The organism is Microtetraspora sp. AC03309 (assembly GCF_020826795.1).
Classification (GTDB): domain Bacteria; phylum Actinomycetota; class Actinomycetes; order Streptosporangiales; family Streptosporangiaceae; genus Microtetraspora; species Microtetraspora glauca.
Genome location: NZ_JADDIL010000199.1, coordinates 1 through 1,403, shown reverse-complemented (window position 1 = coordinate 1,403; position 1,403 = coordinate 1). Strand labels below are relative to the sequence as shown.

The following is a 1,403-nucleotide window of genomic DNA, read 5'->3' as shown; positions in this document are numbered from 1 at the left end:
CCGGGCGCCCGCCACGGTCATCACGGTCGCGGAAGCCCGAACCCCGGGACGCGTCACGGTCACCGTACGAACGCTGCGGCCGGTCACCACCACGAGCGGCATCCCGGTCCCCATAAGACCGCTGGGGCCGGTCACCATAGGAACGCTGACCACCACGGTCATCACGATCACGGAACCCCGAACCCCGGGATGCATCGCGGTCCCCATAAGACCGCTGGGGCCGGTCACCGTCACGGTCGCCGAACGTGCGCCGCGGGCGGTCGGCACGGAACGCGTCGCGATCCCCGTACGAACGCTGAGGACGATCACCCCGGTCGCGTCCGCGGAAGTCGCCCTGGTCTCCAGAACGGCCCTCACGCCGCTCCCCGTAGCCGCTCCGGCCCTCGTCTCGGCCCCCGCTCGTGCGGCGCGGCCGGTCATTGCCTTCTGCGCGGTTCTCTTCGCCACGGCCCACGCCGTCACGCCCGTCTTCTCTGTTCACTTCTGTCCTCTATTACTCACTCACCGCGTAGGGGGCTTAGTGCCGGGATCTCACGTGATCCCTTGGCTCCTCCGCCCGCGGGAGATGAACGTATGAGCCGGACGATGCTGAACGTCCGCTTCCGGCCGAAAGTCTTGGCTGCCGGCTCTCGTCGCTCGCCGTGGCCTTCGCTCCTTGCCTGACGCGAAGAAGGCCACCAATTGAAGGTGGCCCGACTCTGCAAGCCTAGCAAGTCAGCGCTACCACACGAGCCGAAGTCACGATCCCGAAGCACTGCGCAGCATCTGGGTAGGAGACTATGGCGGCAAAGGGGGGCGTGGAGGCGGGGTTTGTGGAGGCCGGCGTAAGACCGTGCCAGCAACCACCACGCCCGCGACGGCCGCGAGAGCGGCATCACCAGAGGCCCGCTATCACGGCCGGCCGGAGCAAGCCCCCCGCCTCCGCGCCTACGGACACCAAGCAGGCAGCGCCTACCAAAACACCCCCACATCGAGTGGCTCACCCCGCAACTCAACGCGCTGGGCAGCGGCCGTACCGCGGCTGACCCGGGTCGGCCCCCGCAATACACCGCCAAACAAATCCGGAAAGCACCTGCCCGACAGCCGAGAACCAGCACACCGGCATCAGCGCAGAACACAACAGCGACCACCGCGCGCAACACCGACCGCCAGCCGGCCCCGACACCACACCACGAAAAGACGCCACCACGGAAAGCGCCGCCACCAGCGAGGGGAACACCCACGCCGACCAACAGAACCCAGACCAGCCAGAACCCGAACCAGCAACACCACCGAAACCAGCCGGAAAGCGCTTACCCAACAAGGCATAAAAAAGAGAAAGGGCCACCCCAAACAAGGTGACCCTCTCCCACAAAAATTGTCCGGCGGCGTCCTACTCTCCCACACCGTCCCCAGTGCAGTAC

1 protein-coding gene is annotated in these 1,403 nt (G+C 66.8%); it reads right to left on the bottom strand.

Translation table 11 applies throughout. The features are described from left to right. On the bottom strand, positions 1 to 357 hold a 357-nt coding region (locus IMZ11_RS42260; RefSeq protein ID WP_228649157.1), incomplete at its 3' end, for a hypothetical protein. Between the last annotated feature and the right edge of the window lie 1,046 nt (positions 358 to 1,403).